Origin of the sequence: Pseudomonas sp. G166, from assembly GCF_037027455.2 — a bacterium.
Classification (GTDB): Bacteria; Pseudomonadota; Gammaproteobacteria; order Pseudomonadales; family Pseudomonadaceae; genus Aquipseudomonas.
Genome location: NZ_CP146985.1, coordinates 5898828 through 5917084, shown reverse-complemented (window position 1 = coordinate 5917084; position 18257 = coordinate 5898828). Strand labels below are relative to the sequence as shown.

Below are 18257 nucleotides of genomic sequence, written 5' to 3'. Positions count from 1 at the left end.
CAGCCATACATGAAGACTGCGCGGCAAACGGTCGCCATATACCCTCTCAATCGATGGGACTGGTAGAATCGCCGCCGGTTCACATGAGGTTTTTCCATGCACGATCCCCACAGCGAACGCATGAGTAGCGCAGAGACCCGCGCGGCAAGCGGTCTTGCCCTGGTGTTCGCCTTCCGTATGCTGGGCATGTTCATGGTGTTGCCGGTGCTGGCGACCTATGGCATGGACCTGGCGGGCGCGACGCCGGCCCTCATTGGCTTGGCGATTGGCGCTTACGGCCTGACCCAGGCGATTTTCCAGATCCCGTTCGGGATCATTTCCGACCGCATCGGCCGTCGTCCGGTTATCTACCTGGGACTGATCGTCTTCGCCCTGGGCAGTGTGCTGGCGGCCAATGCCGATTCGATCTGGGGCGTGATCGCCGGACGCATCCTACAGGGCGCCGGGGCCATTTCCGCTGCCGTCATGGCGCTGCTGTCGGACTTGACCCGCGAACAGCATCGGACCAAAGCCATGGCCATGATCGGCATGACCATCGGTCTGTCGTTCGCCGTCGCCATGGTCGTAGGTCCCTTGCTGACCCGTGCCTTTGGTTTGTCGGGGCTGTTCCTGGCCACCGGTGCCATGGCGCTGGTGGGCATCCTGATCGTGGCGTTCATGGTGCCGCATGCCACCGGGCCGTTGCAGCACCGGGAGTCCGGGGTAGCCCGCCAGGCGTTGATCCCGACGCTCAAGCATCCGGACCTGTTGCGCCTGGACCTGGGCATCTTTGTGCTCCACGCCATGCTCATGTCCAGTTTCGTCGCCTTGCCGTTGGCGCTGGTGCAGAAGGCCGGCCTGCCCAAGGAGCAGCATTGGTGGGTGTACCTGACCGCGCTGCTGATTTCGTTCTTCGCCATGATCCCGTTCATCATCTATGGCGAGAAGCGACGCAAAATGAAACGAGTTTTGCTCGGCGCCGTCATGACGCTGATGCTCACTGAGCTATTCTTCTGGCAGTTCGGCGACAGCTTGCGGGCCCTGGTGATCGGCACGGTGGTGTTCTTCACCGCGTTCAACCTGTTGGAGGCGTCGCTGCCGTCGCTGATCAGCAAGGTTTCACCAGCGGGCGGCAAGGGCACGGCGATGGGGGTTTATTCCACCAGCCAGTTCCTGGGTTCGGCGTTGGGCGGGATCCTCGGCGGCTGGCTGTTCCAGCATGGCGGTTTGTCGGTTGTGTTCCTGGGATGTGCCGCGCTGGCTGCACTTTGGCTGGCCTTTGCTGTTACCATGCGCGAACCTCCCTATGTGACGAGCCTGCGCTTGCCCTTATCGCCCGAGGCGATTCGTGAGGCTGGCCTGACCGAGCGTCTGAAGGCCGTCGTTGGAGTAACCGATGCAGTGGTGGTCGCCGACGAGGCGGCCGTGTATATCAAACTCGACACCGAATTATTGGATCGCGCGACGCTCGAGCGCCTGGTGAACAACCCGGCCCCGACCACGTGCGAAGCCTAGGAGAACGTTATGGCCCGTGGGGTTAACAAAGTCATATTGGTCGGTACTTGCGGCCAGGATCCTGAGGTTCGCTACCTGCCCAACGGCAACGCCGTGACCAACCTGAGTCTGGCGACCAGCGAACAGTGGACCGACAAGCAGACCGGCCAGAAGGTCGAGAAGACCGAATGGCACCGCGTGTCGATGTTCGGCAAAGTGGCGGAGATCGCCGGCGAATACCTGCGCAAGGGTTCGCAGGTATACATCGAGGGCAAGCTGCAGACCCGCGAGTGGGAAAAAGACGGTATCAAGCGTTACACCACCGAAATCGTGGTCGACATGCAAGGCACCATGCAACTGCTGGGCGGCCGTCCACAGGGCGACCAGCAACAAGGTGGCAACAACTACCAGCAGTCGGCTCCGCGTCAGCAGGCGCCTCGTCCACAGCAGTCGGCTCCACAGCCACAACGCGAGCGTCCGGCCCCACAACAGGCCGCGCCGCAACCGGCTCCGGATTTCGACAGCTTTGATGACGATATTCCGTTCTGAGTCTATTCGGACTTTTTATAAAGTTTGACTAAGGAACCCCCGCCATGCGGGGGTTTCGCGTTTTTGGCAGTGTAAAATCAGTCATAAATAATCTTCTGATAAACCGGCGTTTGCTTGGCGCTGTGCTTGATGCGTCGCACTGAGCTACCTGTGATGAGTTGCCCACCGAGAAGAAGATTGCCACAAGGAGATCGCGGTTCGAAAAGCTGCTGTCTTAATACCCTTATCGCTTCTGCGCCCAGCTCATCGCGGGGCACGTGAAGCGTGGTGAGCGGTATATCGTTGATGTCCGCCAGGTTGAACCCGTCCATGCTCATCACTGAAACATCGTGAGGAACCCTCAGGCCAGCATTCTGGAGCGCTTTAACTGCCCCGGCTGCCATAAAGTCACCTCCGGCCAGGATGGCAGTCGGTCGGTCTTCGGCTGCGCAGTTTTCCATGAAGGCCGCCACCTGCGCTTCAGATTCAGCACTGCCGAAACCTTCGGAAATTACTAGGTGTTTCGCTTCGACAAACTCGAGATTTTGCTCCTTCCAGGCGTCACGAATTCCACGTATTCGAAGGTCCATCGTGTAGCGCCTGAGACACTGGAGGGTCAGTACATTTCGATGGCCCATCTGAAATAGATAATTCATCGAATAATGACCGATTAAAAAGTGGTCGGGCGATATCGAGGGCAGGCGCATGCTGCGATCGATGCAGTTGATTAGCACCGTCGGCTTGCTGAGGTCGGCCGCAAGTTGGTGTATGTGCGGATCATCAATACCAATCAGGATCGCCGCATCGGTGTCCTTCTGATTCATCTTTTCCAAAAACAATAATGCGTTGCTATCGACCTCTTCGAGCTCACAGTAGCGGACTCGAACATCATGCTGCGCGACTGCCTGCGTGATGCCCTGGATAACTTTGTAGTAGAAAATATCAGAGCGTACGTTGAAGGCCCGCGAGGGCGCGAAGATGGTCAGTCCGTTGAGCAGGAAACGACCATTGGCAAGGTCTTCCATCACGCCCTGCTGACGAGCCGCTGCTAATACTTTTTCTCTGGTGGCCGGGCGGGTATTTGATTTGCCAGCAAGCACCCGCGACACCGTAGCTGTGGACAGGCCAGTCTGTGCCGCGATTTCAGCAATGTGTAATTTCCCCACCGCGGCTTATCCATTGAGACAATTTATGTAAAAGCTTTCATAGCAGAAAAGGGCCAGCAAGCCTAGCGTCCTTGGGTCTTTGCCTAGCCATGGTGAAAGAGGATGTAAGTTTATACACGCTTACTTCTGTACGAGTCATGAGCCGTTGCCATAGCGTCAAGCCTCAAATAAAAACAAAACGCCGGAAAATCCGGCGACAGGCGAAGAATTGATGACTATCGATATCGAACGCAATGCTCGACTTTCGGCCAAGCGAACATTCATCCCACATCTGCGTTGGTGGATGCTTTCCCTGTTTTTGCTCGGCGTCACCGTAAACTACATAACCCGCAATTCATTAGGCATATTGGCGCCGGAACTAAAAACCACGTTCAGCATGTCCACTGAACAATACTCGTGGGTGGTCGCCTCTTTCCAGCTTGCCTATACCGTTTTCCAACCCATCTGCGGATGGCTGATCGATGCGATCGGGCTCAAGCTCGGCTTTGTGGTATGCGCCGTCATATGGTCGGTGATGTGCCTTCTGCATGCCGGGGCAGCGAGTTGGGTTCATCTGGCGATTCTGCGTTTTTTTATGGGCGCTTCGGAGGCCGCGGCTACACCAGCCAATGCCAAGGCGATAGGGGATTGGTTTCCAAAAAAAGAACGACCTATCGCCGCAGGTTGGGCAGGGGTTGGCTTTTCCTTGGGGGCCATGCTCGCCCCTCCCATCATCTATCTGGCTCATGTATCTCTGGGCTGGCAGGGCGCATTTCTAATCTCCGGGGGGATCGGCCTGGTCTGGGCCGCCATCTGGGGATGGCTCTACCACGCCCCCAATATCCACCCGCGCTTATCGCCCAATGAGTTGAAGCATATTCAACAAGACGGCGAAAAAATCGGCCAGCAAATGCCATTTTTTAAGGCGTTGAAAAAGATTGGCCGGGACAAGCGGTTTTACGGTATCGCGCTTCCCGCCTTCATGGCAGAACCGGCATGGGCGGTCATGAGTTTCTGGGTGCCCCTGTATCTGGCCAACGAAAGAGGAATGGACCTTAAGCAAATCGTACTGTTTGCCTGGGTTCCGTTTCTGGCCGCGGACTTGGGCAGTATCGCCAGCGGTTATCTGTCACGCGCTTACCATCGATTTTTCAAATGCACCCGGGTGAACTCGATAGTCGCCAGTTCAATCACCGGCGCGTTCCTGATGTTTTCGTTGGCCGTGATGACTCAGGTGCAAGACCCCTATGTTGCGATTGCGCTTATTTCAGTCGGCGGTTTTGGCCACCAGATTATTTCTTGCATGTTAAGTGCGCTGGTCGTCGAAACGTTTGATCGGGATGAGTTGGCGACGGTTAACGGAATGCGAGGTTCCTGCGCCTGGATTGCCAGCTTTATTTTCTCGCTGATCATCGGTGTCAGCGTGGACAAAATAGGATTCAACCCATTGTTCATTGCAATGGGGCTCTTTGATTTTATAGGTGCGTTTTTCATGATTTTGTTTATCGCAGACAGAGCGTCCAAACCTAAAGCGGTGCGTGCACAATGAAATCACTTAAAGTCTGGACGTTACAGGCCCAGGAAAAAGGCTACATCGAGCTGCTGGTTGAGGGCCGACATCTATTCCGAATCTATATTCTTGAAGACGGTTTGGCGCGTGTTCTGCTCATGCGTGCAGGCGCGTTGGCACTGGATCGGACCTGGAGCATTGCGCCCCGGGAGGACGTCGCCTGGGAGGGCCGGTCCCGCGAGTCGGTAGCGGATTTCTCTTTGCCCGCGTACCGGGTCGAAGAGTTTCAGGACCGGTTGGTGCTCACCACCAAAAAACTCCGCATCACTGTGAATCGGCCGCTGTGGTTACAGTGGGAATACCATGATGGCCAGAGCTGGAAGCCGTTGGTCTCGGATCGGCCCACCGGTGCCTATTCGCTTGACGCTCATGGTGAAGGCCTGGAGCACTACCAGCTTCGCGCGCCCGAACATCGCTACTACGGGCTCGGCGAAAAAACCGGCGATTTGAACCGCACCGGCAGACGTTTTGAAATGCGTAACCTGGACGCAATGGGATATGACGCTGCGAGCACCGACCCGCTGTACAAGCATATTCCCTTTGTCATCACGCACCAGGAACACGTCAGCTTCGGGATGTTTTATGACAACCTGAACACCAGCCTGTTTGATCTGGGTAACGAGCTGGATAATTATCACCGGCCCTACCGTCGGTACAAAGCGGAGGCCGGCGACCTCGACTACTGGGTACTCGCAGGCCCGCGCATACTGGATGTGACAAAGGCTTTCGTTCGTCTGACCGGACGCACCTTGTTTCTACCTAAATGGAGCCTGGGCTACAGCGGCTCGACCATGCGTTACACCGATGCCGAAAATGCCCAGGAACAGTTGCTGGAGTTTCTTGATCTGTGCCGCCGGCACGATATTCCCTGTGACTCTTTTCAACTGTCATCGGGGTACACCTCCATTGGCGACAAACGCTATGTGTTCAACTGGAACCATGAAAAAGTCCCGGACCCCAAGGCGCTTGCCCAGGCCTACCGTGATGCCGGCGTCAGACTGATTGCCAACATAAAGCCTTGTCTGCTGCAGGACCATCCGCGCTACGCCGAGGTGGCCAATCAAAAGATGTTCATTACCGACTCTGAGCACGACAGGCCAGAGCGGTCGGTCTTCTGGGACGATGAGGGCTCTCATCTGGACTTCACCAACCCGGACTCTGTCAGTTGGTGGCAGTCAAACGTCACGTCACAGCTGTTGGAACTGGGCATTGAGTCTACGTGGAACGATAACAATGAATTCGAAGTGTGGGACGGCGAGGCACGCTGCCAAGGCTTCGGGCGCGAGATAGCCATCAAACATATCCGGCCCGTCATGGCATTGCTGATGATGAGAGCGTCTCTAGAGGCACAACAGCGCTTCTCACCGTCAGAGCGGCCCTACCTCATCTCACGCTCAGGTTGCGCCGGCATGCAACGCTACGTTCAGACCTGGAGCGGTGATAACCGAACCAACTGGAAAACGCTCCGCTATAACACCCGCATGGGCCTGGGCATGAGCCTGTCGGGGTTGTACAACGTGGGGCACGATGTAGGTGGGTTCTCCGGTAATAAACCGGATCCCGAGCTGTTTGTCCGTTGGGTCCAGAATGGTGTGATGCATCCGCGCTTCACCATTCACTCCTGGAACGACGATGGCACCGTCAATGAGCCATGGATGCATCCAACGGTCACCGATGCGGTCCGTGACGCTATTGGGCTCCGATACAGGTTGATGCCTTATTTCTATACGTTGCTGTGGCAAGCCAGTCACGAAGATGAGCCCATTTTGCGACCTACGTTTCTTGACCACGAGCACGACCTTCAAGCGTTCGAGGAAAACGACGAGTTCCTTCTTGGCCGAGACGTTCTCGTCGCCAGCGTTGTAGAGGAAGGCGCACGCGAGCGCGAGGTGTGGCTGCCCCTGAACGCGACAGGATGGTGCGACTGGCATACCGGTGGCTGGTACGAAGGCGGCCAATACGTTTCTCTGGATGCGCCTTTGGAACGTTTGCCATTGTTGGTGCGAGGGGGCGCTGCGATAGCGACCGGTGAATGCCACAAGCTTAATGACCCCTCGCTTGATCGGCGTCGCGAGCTGGTGATTTTTCCTGCACCTTCAGGCACCTCCAGCGGCGTGTTATTTGAAGATGACGGCATCAGTCATGGCTGGAAAAACGGCAATAGCCTGGTGATCAGATGGACCATTGAATATGGCCTGGACTTCATTGATTTGACGATCTCTAAAACGGGGGATTTTTGTCCGGCGTGGGAGCAGCTCGAGGTGTCCTTGAAGGGAACGGATGCGAGAACCCTGCGAATCAACGGCCATAGCGACTGCGCTTTAACGTTGGCCGACATTGCGAAGCATGAATTTCATTGATCCCCTGAAAAATCTGCCCTCCCAGTCCGGGAGGGCAGATCCAAGGGGCATCGGAGGCGTTCATCTCTCCTAAGAACCGTGAGTTTCCCTGCCTCGGCTCACAAATCCAGATCCAGTACCTCCTGCATCCTTTCGCCAATCGACTGTCTCAACCACGCGGCATGGAACGCCATGTCCCGCACCGTTACATCCCCAAACCGCAGTGCGATCGGCTTGCCATTGGCCCCGGCGAAGCACACCTCAAAGTGACAAACGTTGGCCGAAGCAGTCGTTATGTAAGGCCGGATGGAATGGATATCGCTGTACGGCACGCATTCTTCGGTGGTCTGTCGGGCACGGCGTCGCTGGGTGAAGGTGAGGCGTTGCTGGCGCTCGTCAAAGCAGAAGCCGAGCACTTCAGGCGCGCTGGCGAGCCATTTGAGGATGCAGACGGCCACGAATGTGCTGATGAACATGAGTGCTAAAAACAGGGGATCTTCGATCACTCTTGTGTGAATGGGCGACAGGCTTTGGCCGACTTGAAACAGCTTCATCGATAGCACTGCCAGTCCGTAGACCGGCAAGGCCAGCAATATCACCACGGCGTACAGCATGGTGCCCAGGTATCCCGGCCTGGATACGTCGCTTGAGCAATCCCAAGTGGGAGGGTGCCATGCCGCTGAGGCGGCGGTGTCGGTCGGGAAGGGGGAGTCGACCAGGCGCGGCGGGCGTTTGCGTTTCATGCGGCAGGCTCTTGGTAAAATACCAGGCCATTCTTATCGTTATTCCTCAAGCACGCCTAGGTAAAAAACAGTTCGCCCGAGGTTGGGTTCTTCCTGGCCCCGCCAATCCAGGTTTTTCTGCCTGACCTGCCATGCCGCCATCTTCACGGCCGATAATTCGCCGGTAATTCATGGCGCGTCGGCGTTTTTTCTTCGTGATAGTGCGGTTTACCCTGGGGAGAGTTCATCAAGGTCGAATTGGCCAGGATCGTCTCCGTCAGTAAACAGTTCTCACCGTCCCCGAACCAGCAGGCCAACGCCGAATTTCGATTGCCATGCATGTCCACGACGGCCGGCCAGTTTTCGACGCCAAGAGCATCACTGGGAGCAATGTCGGGGTAATGCTTGGGCGGCAGGACCAGCGCATCGCCGGGTTGGACCCATAGGTCTGCCAGATGAATCTCTCTCGTCGCAGGCCGCCAGCGGGCGACGCTGATTACCAGCGGCAAGCGCCCATAACGGGAAAAAAACGCGTGGGGAAAGTTGTGGTATTCGAGGTCGGTCGGGTTGTATGTCAGCAGCTCGCGCTGACGTGTCGGGCCCAGGTAGGGCGACTGGTGACCCGCCCATTTACCGTAGGTGTATTGGCCCAGAATCAGTTGGTCGTACTCGAAACGCAGGCATTCGCCGTTGCCGAGCAGAGTCATGCCGAAGGCCTGCGCCGTTTCCCGGGTTGCCCAGATCGGCTCGTAGTGCACTTCGCTGGCGTGGAAGTCGAACGTCTTGATCCAGTAGGAACCGCTGTTCGTTGGAACCTCACGCTCCCTCCAACTGATGCCGGAGTAGCGAGTGCCCAGGGACAGGGCCGGGTTCTCGGGGTTGAGCGGGATCAGGTTGCCACGCACCTGGGCACTCGGCTGCGCCAGTCCGTGGTCGTTGAACAGATAGGGGAAACGACGGGGATCGAGCGCTGTTTCCACGCCGTCGCCGATAAAGGGAACACAGTTGAAGACTTGCATCGGGTCGGTACCACGCACGCAACAGGGCTACAGGGAATGGCAATCCAAACCTGTGGGAGCGAGCTCCCACAGGGGGATAACTGCCTGGTATCAACTATACGGACGATGCGGCTCGCGCAACCAATCCATGCCGTGAGGCTGGCGCCATGGCCGGACGGCGGCGCGCTTTTCCACCTGGGTCAGGCACAAGGCGTCCATCCAGTAGTAGACCATCAACAGGTGAAACACCTCATCGCCGCGCCGGTCCCAAATGACATCGTCCTGCTGGCGACCCGGCTCGATGGGCTTGAGCCGGCAGTCGCCTTGGTCGTGCATGCCCTGCAAGCAGGCTCCCGTCTCGTAATTGATCAACAGGACCGGGTGGTTGATTTCCGGATAGGGTTTTTCCAGCTCGGGCATGTACCAGAATTGCCCGGGGTTGTGCCTGTCCGGCGTTTGCATGGCAATGCGGGTTTTGTTTTGCGAATCGACCGCCAGTGCCGGTTTATCGCCAGTATTGTTACGCACGATGTACAACGCAGTGCGAGGGTCTTGCTCGGTCTTTTCGGTTTTGACCAGCTTGACCTTGCCGAACGAGTCGTGGGCAAGGCGCGCCTTGATCTTCACCGTTGGGTTGAGATCCTTACCTGCCTGACCAAAACCGGCAATGAGCCCGTCGACACCGGGCGCCTCGAAGTCATTGCCCGCCAGCACATAAGTCAGGCCGGACAACGGGTTGGGTTGCATGTGCTTGGTCAGCGTTTCCCAGCGCTTGAGCGAAACGTCACTGGCGCCATTGGACAGCAGGGCTTCACGCATGGCGTACCCCGGGTAGTAGCGTGAGTCGCGAGGCCAGCGCTCGGTGGCCAGGAGCAATTTATGCCCGCTTTTTTGTCTCAGCAGCAGGGCCAGTGCATCCCAGAACTGGTCAAACTCCGCGGTAGACGCAGTCGCTGCGGGCGGGTAGTGAAAGCTCTCGGTGGTTTCCTTGCTTTTGTTGTCGACGAACACCATTCGCAAGGCCGGGCCGGTCGCCGTGCCCTTGGGGGTGGTTTGCCGTCCGGAGCGGCCGAGGACAACCACCGACTCTTGCCAAGTCCCTTCAATTTCCGCCTTGTAGCTGGTGTACCACTGGTAGGCTTGCTCCAGGGCGGTGCGGGTCTCGCCTTCCTTGACGAAGCGATAGACCGGCGCGATTTTCAACTCCACCACCGTCGGATCGTCGGGCAGCGATTCACGCCATTTGCCGAACTCCGCGTTGCAATTGCTGGGGTCCATTGCGTTGAAAGCGATAGCGTGCGTGCCCCCTTGGGTGGTCAGGTTGGCGTTGCGATGGGCGATGTTTTTCTTGACCGTTTCCGAGATCGACGTCGTCGCGCTGCCACTGATGAATGCTCCGTATTCGGCCTTGACCATTGCATCGAGGGTATTGGTCTGGCTGAGGAAGCTCTTGAGGGCGGTCATCGCATAGTTCAGCGAGCCGCCGACGGTCACTTCGCTGACGATATCGGCGCCAAAATCGACGAGGAAATTGAAGAACGGCGTCGGACTGCCTGGATCGAAGGTCTTGGGCAGTTCATCGACACGCTTCTTGAACGCTTCTGTGGCATTGGCAGGGTTGACTTCGAAGGTCAGTTTCCATAACCGCACCGTGTGACTGTAGAGCGCGGCTTCGCGCTCTTCGAGCGTCTTGATTTCACTGCCGAAGGTGGCTTTGAAACCGGCGGAAAAGGCGCCATATTTACCGGCGGCTTCGACACTGGTCTGGGTATGTCTTTCGTATTCGTCACGGGAGGAAAACGTCTCGGTCGAGAAATTGTCGTTGGCCACGACCGTGGACATGCTGACGTTTTTCCCCACGTTGTAGGCCGTTTTCCGGTACGGCACGGCGCGTTTGCCTGACTCGGTATCACCAACCTTCTGGCACTCGTTGCTGTCGTCGGCCCAGTCGAGCCGGTTCAGTCCGCGCCCCAGCAGTTGCGAACCGCCGATATCCCGTAAATCGTCGCCTGCGTTGCCCTTCAGTCCATCGTTCATCGCCTTTCTCCCATCGCTCAGGTTGTATCAACTGGGTGCCAATTGATGGGAGTGAGTATCAGGAGGCCCGGGATAACCGGACAGTCCAGAGCGGTGTCAGTCCGGTATCAGTTTGGTATCAGGCCAAATGCCATCTTTTTGTGAACCCGGAGGAGACGCTGGAGTACACTCGATCGGCTGCCGTTGTCCCAGGGTAGAAGGGCTATCGACATGGACACCCGACACAACACCTTTGCTGCCCTGCCCAAGCGCGATGCCTCGATATCCGATGGTCGTGTCCTGCTGGACGCCGTGTCGTTGAAAGGGCTGCGCAAACAGCATGGCCTGAGCCAGGAAACCCTGGCCGAGGCCTGCCTGAACCGGCATTTGTGCGTCTCGATCGCTTCCATCAAACGCGCCGAAACCGGCAAGCCGGTGCTTTATCGCACCGCTCGGCACCTGGCGACGGCCTTCGGGGTCGATGTGAGCGCGCTGCTGGGCGATCCCGCCTCGACGGCTTTGGCGCACATCCGACAGACGATGAGCGAGTTGCACCAGGCCGCCTTTGCGCAACAGGCGCTGAAACAGGTCGATGACAGCGTTATCCGTTATGTGCTTGAACTGTCCTTTCGGATCGATGGGTTGCCCGCAACGGCGTTGATGGAGGAGATCGAGCGCCTGGTGCGTCAGTTCGGAGGCGTTCCACTGGGGCTGACGCAGGAGGTGATGATCGCCCAGTTCGGTTCTCCACAGGCGTATCGCAGTGATAGCGAGCGGGGCCTGCTCTGCGCGCTGGCACTGAGCCGGGAACAATTCGTCACGCCCGGACATGCCTTGGTGTTGCGGCTTGTGCGCCTGAGTACCGAAACCACGGAGCCTGCGGCCGAGCCTGCCTTGCTTGCGCTAAAACCGTTGCTGGATCGTCATGGGCACGCGCCGGTGTATGTCGCGCAGAACCTGTTGGAACAACTCGCAGCACGCTTTGAGTTTTCGTCCAGCGACGATGAGTTCCGGGCCTATCGCAAATGCCTGCGCCCGCGCAGCCTCGACGAAAACGCGCCGCGCCCGTTGGTGGGACGGGCCATCGAACTATTGCAGTTCAAGGCGGTGATCGAGGCCACCCAGGAATGCCAGGATGGGCACATCGTCTATGTGCGCGGTACGGCAGGCATTGGCAAAACTCGCCTGGTCAGCGAGTTTTTCGAAATGGCCCGGCAGCGTGGTTTCGCCTGCCATCGCGGCGATGTGCTGGATTTCGGCATGAACAACAGCCTGTGGCCCTTGGGCCAACTGATGGCCAGCCTGCTCAACCTGGGCAGCGCACCGCCCATCAGCGCGTCATTGTTGGACGCTGCCTTGTCCCGCCTGAAAGTGGCCGCCGAGCATCGAATGTTCTTGCAAGTGCTGATGGGCGTGTCGTCTGCCGAGCCTCCCGTCCAATATGGCGCGATGAGCAACCAGGCCCGTACCCAGGGGCTGTTCCAGGCTTTGCTCGAAGTGTTGCTGCGCGTCGCGGTGCAACAGCCCTTGTTGATCTGCCTCGAAGACCTGCATTGGGGCGACATCGCGCTGTTTACGCTGTTGGGCAAGCTGCTCGATGCCACTGACGAAGCGCCGGTCGTCTGGCTGCTGACGTCCCGTCCCGAAGGGGATCCGCTGGACGGTGAGATTCGTGCGCATTCCTCCAGCCCCATGAGCCTGCTCGACATCGCACCGATCCGGGCACGGGAGGCCACGCTCCTGGCGGAGCAATTCACCGAGGTCGAGCCGCGCTATCGGGCCGAATGTGTCGCCCGCGCCCAAGGCAATCCGCTGTACCTGACGCAACTGTTGTCCAGCCAGGAAGGTGTTTTTCCCGACAGTTTGCGGCATCTGGTCCAGACCCGCTTTGACAAACTGGCCCCCGAGCAACGTCGCGCCCTGCATTACGCCGCCGTGCTGGGCAATCGCTTCGAGTTGGCGCTTTGGCGCGAAGCGCTGGGGCAGCCTGGTTATCTGCCGACGACGGACATGCGCCAGGGGCTGCTGCGGGAAGTCGAGCCAGGTAGCTATCTGTTCGTTCACGACCTGGTCATGCACTGTCTTTACGACGCGATGCCCACGCTGCTTCGCGAGCAATTGCACGGTGAGGTGGCGAGCCTTTACCGCGAGCGCGACCGGGTGCTTTATGCCCAGCATTTGCTGCGGGCCAACGATCCGGCGGCGTTCGACGCGCTGTTGGTCGCCATGGCCGAAAAGCGCCTGGCCTGCCAGTACGACAGTGTTCTTACGCTGGCGCGGCAATGCTCGGCGTTTGCCGAGCGTGCCCAGGGCAATTTTTCCTTTGCGTTGTTATGCGGCCAGGCGTGCTCGGGCCTGGGCCAGACGATGGAGGCACGGGCGCATTTGCAGCGGGCATTGGCATTGGCCGAGCAGCCACAGGATCAGATCGAGGCCGCGTTGGGGTTGGCAGCGGTCCTCAATACCCTCGATTGCCTGGACGAGGAAGAGCGCCTGATCGAGGCCATGCTGCCCATCGCCCAGGCCATGCAGGCCCATACGGCGTTGGCGCGGTTGAATCACTTGCGCGGGAACATCTATTTTCCACGGGGCGATTACGCCGAATGTCGCCGGCTCCATGAAGAGGCCTTGTCCTTTGCCCGCATCGGTCGGGACCTGCAAACCGAGGCCAAGGCCTTGAGTGGCATTGGTGACTCCTATTACGCACAAGGGCGCATGCAGACCGCCTACGAGGTTTTCGATCAATGCGTACGCCTGTGCGAGCGCAATGGCTGGGCACACGTGGAGGCGGGCAATCGCAGCGCCCGAGGCTCGGCGCAACTCTACCTGGGCCGGCCGGAGCAAGCCTTGCGCGATGCCATGGAGGCCATCGAATGCAGTGCCCGGCTGGGCAATCACCGGGCACAGGTGTTCTCACGGCTCACGGCAGCCTGGGTGTTGGTGGCGGGTGGCCAGGATGCCTTGGCTGAACAAGAGCTGACCTGTGCCCTGACGTTGGCACGCAACCTTGGCGCCAGCCGTTTCGAAGCGATCCTGCTGGAAGGGTTGGCGCGGGTGGCATTGCGCCAGGGCGAACGCGGGCTGGCGCAAACCTTGATCATGGAGGCGGCGAGCCTGGTGGAACGCTTTGAGCTGCAGCGTTACATCGGGCCATGGGTCTATGGCAGCCTGGCGATGATCAGCGAGGATGTGCCGCTCAGCCAACAGGCCTTGGCGACGGGCGAAGCCCAACTCACCCTGGCCTGCCTGGCCCACAACGCCTTGCGCTTTCGCGTGGCCGCCGCTGAAACCTGCCTGTTGGCGGGCAACCCCGAACAAGCGATCTGGCATGGGCAACAGATGGCGGCGTTGCCCGAGTCGGCGTCGTGTGCCTGGATCAACCATCACGTGCGGTTGATCGATGTGGCGGGGCAGTGGCTGCGCAGCGCCGATCGAGCCAGCGGCGAGAAGCTGAAGGGGATAGCACGCGAAGCTCAGCAAATGGGATTCGTGGCGACGATGCCGAGGTTGTTGCAGGTACTGGATATTTGATCGCTTCCAGGCACCCCGTAGAGGCTTGAGACAAAACCGCACTTCGCTGAAGCGCGGTTTTTTTGGCGTTTTTTCAGAGGTGCCGGTGCTTAGCCATTGGCCGCCAGGAATTGTGCGGTGCTCACCACACTCGCATAGGCAAACCCCAGCGCGGCCATGAACGCCGCATGCACCTGGGCAGCCGGTACAACGACGCCGTTGAATTCCAGGTCGAGGGTGGCACAGGCGTCGTGAATGACCGTGACGCCGTAGCCCAGGTCCGCCGCAGCACGAACGACGCCATCGACGCACATGTGGCTCATGCTGCCGACCACTACCAGTTGCTCGATGCCATGGTGGTCGAGGAGGGCCTGCAGTTCGGTCTCGCGAAACGAATTGACGAAGTGCTTGAGGACCACCGGTTCATCGGCACGGTTGAGTACCTTGGGGTGCAACTGCGCGCCTTCGGAACCTGGGGTGAAGAACGGCGCGTCTTCGGAGGTGAACTCATGGCGGATGAACACCACTTGATCCCCGGCCTGGCGAAAGGCTTCGATCAATTTTGCGGCGTTGTCGGCGGCGGCGTCGGCGCCGACCAGTGGCCATTTCCCTTGGGGGAAGTAGTCGTTCTGGATATCGACTACGATGAGCGCTTGCTTGGACATGGGGCTTCCTCGATCAGATTGGTGTGAAGCCAGTATTGGCTTTTGACGCCGCTTCGAGGATTGGCCGCAACGACAATAAGCGAGGGAAAACTGACAATGACGCAGCAAAGGGCAGTCGCCGAACTCGGGGTGCTCATCTACCCCGGCGCACAACTGGCGGCGGTGCATGGCTTGACCGATCTGTTTGCCGTGGCGCAGCGGATCGCGGCCGAGCAGGCCAGTACGCAGTTGCCGCAGCTGCGGATCAGTCACTGGCGGGCAGAGGAGGGTAAGGCCCCGCTGCGGGTGTTCGACAGCGCCCCCGGTCCGGCGGGCAAGCTGGTTGCGTTGTTGATTCCACCGTCCCTCGCCGGCTTCAGTGAAGGCCTGGTCTCCCAAGCGCTGATGGATTGGTTGCGGGCGCAGCATGCCGACGGCACGGTGCTGGGCGGGGTTTGTGTGGGCTCGATCCTGCTGGCCGAAAGCGGCCTGCTCGACGGGCGCAGCGCCACCACCCACTGGACTTCGGCCAAGTCCTTCGCGGCGCGTTATCCAAAGGTCAAGCTTAACGCCGACAAACCTATCGTCGACGACGGCGACCTGATCACCACGGCCGGGTTGATGGCTTGGTCGGAGCTGGGGCTGCGATTGGTGGACCGTCTGCTCGGGCCGAGCATCGCCACGCGCACCGCGCAATTTCTGGTGATCGAGCACAGCGACAGTGCCAGCCAGTGCGGCAGCAACTTTGCCCCCATCCTCGGCCATGGCGACGCAGCGATTCTCAAGGTCCAGCATTGGCTGCAAAGCAGCGGCGCGGTGGAGGTTTCCCTTGGCGCGATGGCCGAACGGGCCGGCTTGGAAGAGCGCACTTTCCTGCGCCGGTTCCGCGCCGCCACCGGGCTCAAGCCCACCGAATACTGCCAGCACCTGCGCGTCGGCAAGGCCCGGGAAATGCTCGAGTTCACCAATGGCACGATCGATCACATCGCCTGGACCGTGGGCTATCAGGATCCGAGTGCGTTTCGGGCGACGTTCAAGAAGATTACCGGGCTGGCGCCGAGTGATTATCGGGCGAGGTTTGGGGTGAGTCCGCCGGGTGTTACTAGGCCGCAGTGAAGGCTTTGTGGCGAGGGGATTTATTCCCACGCCACGGGGGGGCAGCGCCTGACTCAAAAGTTTCGTGCAATTTGCCGGATATCAACCGCAGGTCGTGCAGAATGAAACAGGCCAGGTGCTATCAACTCCTCGCGACATCCCCCGTTTGCTCGACCGTCCTTGCTCGTCCATCGTTGGCCTGATCTCTGCACCCCTTTATTCACAGCCATCGAGCACAGATAAAGGGCAACGCATGACGTCAGTCAATCGCAACAAAATCGTAGTGGCTCACTCGATCAACCCCCACGCGCCGCTCCATGAGGTCGAGACCAATCGCGCACTGGCTCGCTGGCTGGCGCAGATCCTCGGGTTCGAGTACGGCGGCAGTTATGACCAGCAGCAACATGCCGGGCGTGATGTGTATCTGGTGCCCACGCAAACCCTGATTGGCGCCGAGGCCGCGCTGCGGTTGGGCGTCAAGGGTCCCGAGGACCTGTGGGGCGGTTACGTCGAGCATGATTTTATTTGCACCAAGGCGATCGCCCACGGTCTGTTGAATAAGCATGCCGTGGCGCCCAAGGGTTGGTCGCCACTGTTCGCCAAGCTCACCCGTGGTGCGGTGCTCGATGGCGTGAGTGTCTTTGCGCTGCAGGACGCGCGCCCGGCCGCCGAGCATTTGCTTTACACCGGGCCGATCCGCCTCAAGCCGATCCATGCCTGCGCTGGGCGCGATCAACGAGTGATCAAGAGTCTTGCGCAGTTCGATGAAGTTGCCGCCGCGCCTGACGCCCAGACGCTTTTTCGCGATGGGGTGGTGCTGGAGCAAAATCTCAATGAGGTCCAGACCCAAAGCGTCGGCCAGAGCTTCATCGATGGCAAGGTGCTCAGCTATTGCGGCGTGCAACACCTGACCCGCGACAGCGAAGGCTTGGAGGTCTACGGCGGTTCGGATCTGCTGGTGGTGCAGGGCGGCTATATCGAATTGCTCAGGCTCGAGCTGCCCGACGATGTGCGTGAAGCGGTGCGTCTGGCGCAGGTGTTTGATGATGCCGCCAACCAGGCCTACCCCGGCTTCTTCGCCTCGCGGCGCAATTACGACATTGCCCAGGGCCTGGATGCCGCCGGTCAGCCCCGTGGCGGTGTACTGGAGCAGTCTTGGCGCATGGGCGGGGCCAGCAGCGCGGAGCTGGCGGCGTTGCAGGCGTTCATCGAGGAGCCTTCGACCAGCGCGGTTCGCGTGTCCTCGGTGGAAACCTACACCGACCAGCCGCTGCCTCCCGGGGCTACCGAGGTGTATCGCGGCGCGGCGCACAATGGCGACTTCCTTCTTAAATACGTAACGGTTCATTCCTATGACGGCTAGAAGCGAAACCATTCAAATCGAGATCGACGATGAACACATGAACGGGACCTTCCTGAGTCCCAAGTCAAAGGTGCCCGGCGTGTTGTTCGTGCACGGTTGGGGCGGCAGCCAGGAACGCGATCTGGAGCGGGCCAAAGGCATCGCCGGCCTGGGCTGCGTGTGCCTGACTTTTGATTTGCGCGGGCATACCGGCGGGGCGGGCATTCCGCTGTCGCGGGTGACCCGGGAAGACAACCTGCGGGATCTGCTGACCGCCTACGACCGGCTGCTCGCCCACCCGGCCCTGGACACTTCGGCGATTGCCGTAGTGGGCACCAGCTATGGCGGTTACCTGGCCGCGATCCTGACGTCGCTACGACCGGTGCGCTGGCTGGCTTTACGGGTGCCGGCACTGTACCGCGACGAGCAATGGCATACGCCCAAGCGCGACCTGGACAAGAGTGACCTGCTGGATTACCGCAGCACCCTGGTGCATGCCGACACCAACCGTGCCTTGCACGCCTGCGCGCAGTTCACCGGTGATGTGCTGCTGGTGGAGTCGGAGACCGACGACCATGTACCCCATGCCACCATCATGAGCTACCGAGCGGCGTGCCAGCAGACCCATTCGCTGACCCACCGGATCATCGACGGCGCCGACCATGCCTTGAGCGACCCAGTGTCACAACAGGCCTACACCTCGATCCTGGTGGACTGGATCACGGAGATGGTGGTGGGCGAGCGGTTGAGCATTATTCAGGAGCGGTGATTGTGTGGTGTTGGTACGGGCCTCATCGCGAGCAAGCTCGCTCCCACACTGGAACTGTTGGGAACATGATATCCCGGCTGCAATAAATCCCCTGTGGGAGCGAGCC

Annotated in this window: 13 protein-coding genes; 8 read left to right on the top strand and 5 right to left on the bottom strand. The window is 59.4% G+C overall.

Going from position 1 to position 18257, the window contains the following annotated elements; all coding sequences use genetic code 11:
* Positions 1-96 precede the first annotated feature (96 nt).
* Entirely contained in the window at positions 97-1494 is a 1398-nt protein-coding gene (locus SGN16_RS26220) for an MFS transporter (protein ID WP_335946004.1), read from the top strand.
* 9 nt (positions 1495-1503) lie between these two features.
* Positions 1504-2022, top strand: a complete 519-nt coding sequence (locus tag SGN16_RS26215) for a single-stranded DNA-binding protein (protein WP_092444796.1) — start codon at positions 1504-1506, stop codon at positions 2020-2022.
* Between the two features lie 77 nt (positions 2023-2099).
* Here SGN16_RS26215 and SGN16_RS26210 read toward each other — a convergent pair whose 3' ends face one another.
* The gene (locus tag SGN16_RS26210; RefSeq protein WP_335946003.1) at positions 2100-3167 is read right to left on the bottom strand and encodes a LacI family DNA-binding transcriptional regulator; all 1068 of its coding nucleotides are present in this window, start codon (positions 3165-3167) and stop codon (positions 2100-2102) included.
* A 211-nt stretch (positions 3168-3378) separates the two neighbouring features.
* On the opposite strand from SGN16_RS26210, the gene SGN16_RS26205 reads away from it, so the two are divergent.
* Together SGN16_RS26205 and SGN16_RS26200 are read left to right on the top strand one after the other, a co-directional pair.
* Positions 3379-4695, top strand: a complete 1317-nt coding sequence (locus SGN16_RS26205; protein ID WP_210641380.1) for an MFS transporter — start codon at positions 3379-3381, stop codon at positions 4693-4695.
* Positions 4692-7076 (top strand): glycoside hydrolase family 31 protein, encoded by a 2385-nt coding sequence (locus SGN16_RS26200; RefSeq protein WP_335946002.1) that lies wholly within the window; start codon positions 4692-4694, stop codon positions 7074-7076. The genes SGN16_RS26205 and SGN16_RS26200 overlap by 4 nt, the downstream gene beginning before the upstream one ends.
* A gap of 98 nt (positions 7077-7174) precedes the next feature.
* Here the strand turns inward: SGN16_RS26200 and SGN16_RS26195 are convergent, their stop codons facing one another.
* The 3 genes from SGN16_RS26195 to SGN16_RS26185 form a co-directional block, all read right to left on the bottom strand.
* Entirely contained in the window at positions 7175-7798 is a 624-nt protein-coding gene (locus SGN16_RS26195) for a hypothetical protein (RefSeq protein WP_210641376.1), read from the bottom strand.
* A 143-nt stretch (positions 7799-7941) separates the two neighbouring features.
* A complete protein-coding gene (locus SGN16_RS26190; RefSeq protein ID WP_335946001.1) occupies positions 7942-8796 on the bottom strand; it encodes a hypothetical protein in 855 nt (284 codons plus the stop codon).
* A 90-nt stretch (positions 8797-8886) separates the two neighbouring features.
* A complete protein-coding gene (locus SGN16_RS26185) occupies positions 8887-10812 on the bottom strand; it encodes an MAC/perforin domain-containing protein (RefSeq protein WP_210641374.1) in 1926 nt (641 codons plus the stop codon).
* A gap of 210 nt (positions 10813-11022) precedes the next feature.
* Here SGN16_RS26185 and SGN16_RS26180 point away from each other — a divergent pair, with 210 nt between their 5' ends.
* Complete coding sequence (locus SGN16_RS26180; RefSeq protein ID WP_335946000.1) at positions 11023-14322, top strand: AAA family ATPase; 3300 nt, start codon at positions 11023-11025, stop codon at positions 14320-14322.
* Positions 14323-14411: 89 nt separating this feature from the next.
* Here the strand turns inward: SGN16_RS26180 and SGN16_RS26175 are convergent, their stop codons facing one another.
* Positions 14412-14966: a cysteine hydrolase family protein gene (locus SGN16_RS26175; RefSeq protein WP_210641370.1), complete on the bottom strand. Its 555-nt coding sequence runs from the start codon at positions 14964-14966 to the stop codon at positions 14412-14414.
* Between the two features lie 96 nt (positions 14967-15062).
* Between SGN16_RS26175 and SGN16_RS26170 the strand changes: the two genes are divergently transcribed.
* The 3 genes from SGN16_RS26170 to SGN16_RS26160 all read left to right on the top strand — a co-directional run bounded on the left by SGN16_RS26170 (position 15063) and on the right by SGN16_RS26160 (position 18151).
* A complete protein-coding gene (locus SGN16_RS26170; RefSeq protein ID WP_335945999.1) occupies positions 15063-16061 on the top strand; it encodes a GlxA family transcriptional regulator in 999 nt (332 codons plus the stop codon).
* Positions 16062-16293: 232 nt separating this feature from the next.
* Positions 16294-17403, top strand: a complete 1110-nt coding sequence (locus SGN16_RS26165; protein WP_210641366.1) for a DUF3182 family protein — start codon at positions 16294-16296, stop codon at positions 17401-17403.
* Positions 17393-18151 carry an alpha/beta fold hydrolase gene (locus SGN16_RS26160; RefSeq protein ID WP_210641364.1) on the top strand — a complete coding sequence of 253 codons (759 nt, stop codon included), beginning with the start codon at positions 17393-17395 and terminating at the stop codon, positions 18149-18151. Before SGN16_RS26165 ends, SGN16_RS26160 begins: the two co-directional genes overlap by 11 nt.
* Positions 18152-18257 lie beyond the last annotated feature (106 nt).